4 protein-coding genes are annotated in these 3,832 nt (G+C 48.5%); all 4 read left to right on the top strand.

The genetic code is table 11. The features are described 5' to 3' along the window. The coding region (locus tag K8R76_12555; protein ID MCD4849006.1) for a KamA family radical SAM protein at positions 1–560 on the top strand (560 nt) is incomplete at its 5' end. Positions 561–780: 220 nt separating this feature from the next. Continuing rightward, positions 781–2,076 (top strand): outer membrane protein transport protein, encoded by a 1,296-nt coding sequence (locus K8R76_12550; GenBank protein MCD4849005.1) that lies wholly within the window; start codon positions 781–783, stop codon positions 2,074–2,076. A 206-nt stretch (positions 2,077–2,282) separates the two neighbouring features. Then, complete coding sequence (locus K8R76_12545) at positions 2,283–3,164, top strand: hypothetical protein (protein ID MCD4849004.1); 882 nt, start codon at positions 2,283–2,285, stop codon at positions 3,162–3,164. 13 nt (positions 3,165–3,177) lie between these two features. Then, positions 3,178–3,711 (top strand): Spy/CpxP family protein refolding chaperone, encoded by a 534-nt coding sequence (locus K8R76_12540; GenBank protein ID MCD4849003.1) that lies wholly within the window; start codon positions 3,178–3,180, stop codon positions 3,709–3,711. Positions 3,712–3,832: the final 121 nt, after the last annotated feature.

Below are 3,832 nucleotides of genomic sequence, written 5' to 3'. Positions count from 1 at the left end.
CCTGGGATCCCGGCAGGGTGATTGCAGATCGTTTGCTGCTTCAGGGATTGAGTGAGCTGAGGGATGTGCAGATCTATATCATGACCCATTTCACTCATTCAAGGGAACTGTGTGTGGAATCTCTGGAGGCAATCAGGCTGCTCAGACGCTGCGGAGTGTCTATATGCAACCAGACACCGATAATCAGAGGAGTGAATGATAGTGCGGACGTACTGGAGAACCTCTTCAATGCTCTTGTTTCAGCGGGAATAGCACCCTACTACATGTTCCAGGTCAGGCCAACAGTGGGAAACAGCATATACGCAGTTCCACCTCTGGAGGCATACATGATAATCAGAGAGGCCCAGAGTCGTTGCTCAGGACTTGCGGCCAGAGCTCGTTATGTCATTTCTCATTACACGGGAAAACTCCATGTATGCGGGTTGACTGATGAACATCTCGTAATGGTTTATCACAGGGCGGCCTTCCCGAAAGACCAGGGTAGAACGATTCTGGTGAAAAGGAATATTGCGAATAACTCCGTCGAGTTCTTCAGGATCGGTTCGAATCTTTTGAAATGAGGTTCTGCTCCGTGTGGCTTGCCAGGCTCACAGCCCATCCGCAACAGGTTTGGAACAGTGCCACCCACCAATAAAAGCGACATGATTTCTTCATGTTTTTCGCAATGTAACTTCGCGGGTGGACGTTGCGAGCCTGTCATAGAATACTTACTTCAATAATTTATGGGTTACACAGATGCGTCTGTGGCCTGAGTCGGGGATCTGAGAAAGGGAGGGTTTCATGAGGATCCTAGTTATTGCACTGCTTGTCGCGGTTTTCACAGGATCAGTAATTGGTGGCAACATTGATTACCTTACAAACAGGAGTGTGAACTACTTCAGAAACTTCGCCAGAAACGTAGCAACAGAAGGAGCGGATCTTGTGAGCTACAATCCAGCTGGTCTGGTATTTCTGGAAGAAGGTTTCCACATCAGCTTCGGAAACGAGTTCTTTCTGAAGGACTATACTATAGATGCTGTTCCATTCTGGGATACAACAACCGTGGAAACATACCAGTCAACAGAACCAACGCTGTTCTATCCTGATTTCTATGCCGTTTTCAGAACAGGAGACTGGGCGGTATTCGGATCCTTTACAGTTCCCGCAGGGGGAGGGGCTCTGGATTACAAGGACGGTATCTATGCTATGCCGCTGATAGAGACCGGTCTTCAGCAGATGATGCATCCAGGAACAATATGTTTCGCGGTAATGGATAACGGATATATTAATGCATCTTCACGATACCTGGCTGGAACAGCAGGAGCATCCTATGAAGTAAATGATGTAATATCCCTTTCGCTTGCCGGAAGGTATACATCTGCGAAAAAGACTTATGACGGATATGGTGATTTCACAGTTACCTGGATAGATACAACAGCACACCAGTCACAGGTTAGCCGTACTATTGATGTTGAGAAAACCGCAAGCGGTTTCAACGGGATAGTCAGTGTTAATGCAGTGCCGGTTGAAAACCTTAATGTTGCTCTCAAGTATGAAACCCGCACGAATCTCGAATTCGAGACAAGTGTTACGGAGAACAGCTGGGCCGCATTCGCGCTTCCGGATTCCTCGTTCACTGACGGCTACAAGCAGAGAAGAGATCTCCCTGCAGTAATCTCCGGAGGTGTTTCGTACCGTTTCTCTCCTGAATTCCTGTTGAGTACCACCTTCAATTACTACATGGTTGAGGATGCCGCTGAAGACTCTCTCGACGGCCTTAATGACGAATACAAGAATGGTCTCGATATTGGAATAGGAATTGATTATCAGTTCACCCCGAGGCTTCTTGGCGGGCTGGCTTATCTTCGATCCGATCTCGGCGGCAGCGAAGATACTTACAGTGATCTTGAGTACAACCTCGATTGTCACTGCATAGGCGGAGGACTTCGCTATGCGGTAACAGAGTGTATGGCAGTTACTCTTGCCGGCGGACACAATATCTACGATGAAGGAAACGGCACAGGTGCTTTTGAGGACTGCACGTATAACAAGAGCGTATGGTACTTCGGTCTGGGTGCTGAAATAAGCTTCAAATAGAGCAATGGGGACATCCACTCTATGGTGGGTGTCCCCCAAAAGCCTTGCCTCTGCTGCGTGTCGGGGACATACAGACTCTGCTGTGTGTCCCCATAAAGCCTTGCTTCTGCTGCGTGTCCCCGAATACTGTTACATTCTGTTACACTCCGCTCATAATCCGTTCGTAATTCCCCCACAGTTTATCCGTGAAGAAAGGAGGAGCTGAAATGACAAAGCTTCTAGGAATTACAGTAGCGATCGTTGTTCTTATCGGTGGATGTGTACAGGATCCTGCTACCGAGCAGAGTGATTCGGATAACATTTACAATCTTCTCAACAGTAACGGTACTGTCGAGATGAGACCGCTTGACAGCCAGGGAGAGGAAGGGGATGGCAAGTGCGGTACTCACCCTGAATTCTGGTACAGGCATCTTTCTAATGAAGAAGCATCATTTAATGTGCTTCTGGAGAATGATCCGTCAACTGGAATATGTACTGTAACAGTGGTTCGGAATCTTTACGCTGATTTCTATATCGATGTTGTTCATGACGGGGAATTCAACCCTGGCATCAAACCTATCAGTGATATCAGAACAAGAAGAGCCATTGTTGAAAGGTATGACGATGTCAGTGTACACGGAGGATGGGTTCTTACTCACATCACACCAGCGGAATACTCCCTCAACTCGGATATTCCGCAGGAAGTTTTCATCCAGTCAATGAAGATCTACAAAGGGGACGATCTTGCCTGGGAGTGTGATTCCCCGGATACTTTCTACGATATCGAAACAGGTCTTCCAGTGATAGAATCAGGCGAGCTGATTCGCCTCGAAGTTGAAGTTCTTCATACTAATCCTCAGTATGATCCCGAATTCTATCTGTTTGCTCATGGCCCATGCCCTTCATGGCCGCGCCATTTCATGAATGATAAGGGACTTTGGGGAGACAGAGTCGCAGGAGATGGTATCTACAGTTACGAATGGTACGCAGAGGCATCTTCAGATCACTGGTTCATAGCGGCTGATATTATTGATGCCGATACAATGCTCGATCAGGAAGAAGACGATTACGATTCCGGTGCATGGGGAATAATCGCGCTGAAGGAATAGGAAAGGGTTTGTAATGAAACAGAAGGTTAAAATAATCGGGACACTCGCGATTGCAGCCAGCCTGCTTGCCGGAACGGCACTGGCTCAGGGGTTTGGAGATCACTCTCTTTCAGGTTCCATGCGTCCCGGTGGAGCCATGACTCATGGTTCCGGAGGTCCCGGGGGTCCCGGCGGTCAAGCTGGTGGACCCGGATTTGAGAATTTTGAAAGATTCAGGATGATGTTCAGAGGACTGGATCTATCAACCGATCAAACCGATCAGGTAGAGGGCATAATAGCAGATACGAGAGAAGAGATAGAAACAATCATGGATGCTGCAGAATCATCGGAGATGCGCAGTACATTCATAGAGGTATTCACCTCACCGACACTGACCGTAAGAGACCTGGAGATAACTCTCGGGGCTGCTGATGAAGCCAGAGACGCGGTCAGAGATGTGATGTATGAAGCTATCGTTGATCTGCACAATGTTCTTACTGCTGAACAGCTTGATAAGCTGGCAGACATGGCGTCCGAGCACGAAATGCGGCGCGGCTCCATAAGATAATACTGCCCTAACACCACACCCTCCCTCCAACCGAAGGGGAAGGCGCAAAAGCCTTCCCCTTCTCTATGTGCGCCGGGCATGGCGCACAGCGCCAATGACCGGCGCTGTTAACCGGCAAGCG

Source organism: Candidatus Aegiribacteria sp. (assembly GCA_021108435.1).
Taxonomy (GTDB): Bacteria; Fermentibacterota; Fermentibacteria; order Fermentibacterales; family JCC-6; genus Aegiribacteria.
This window is presented reverse-complemented; position numbering and strand designations above follow the sequence as displayed.

What these genes read in the sequence shown, in the direction of transcription:
- K8R76_12550 (MCD4849005.1), top strand. Translation starts at nt 781, where the DNA reads ATGAGGATCCTAGTTATTGCACTGCTTGTCGCGGTTTTCACAGGATCA.
- K8R76_12545 (MCD4849004.1), top strand. Translation starts at nt 2,283, where the DNA reads ATGACAAAGCTTCTAGGAATTACAGTAGCGATCGTTGTTCTTATCGGT.
- K8R76_12540 (MCD4849003.1), top strand. Translation starts at nt 3,178, where the DNA reads ATGAAACAGAAGGTTAAAATAATCGGGACACTCGCGATTGCAGCCAGC.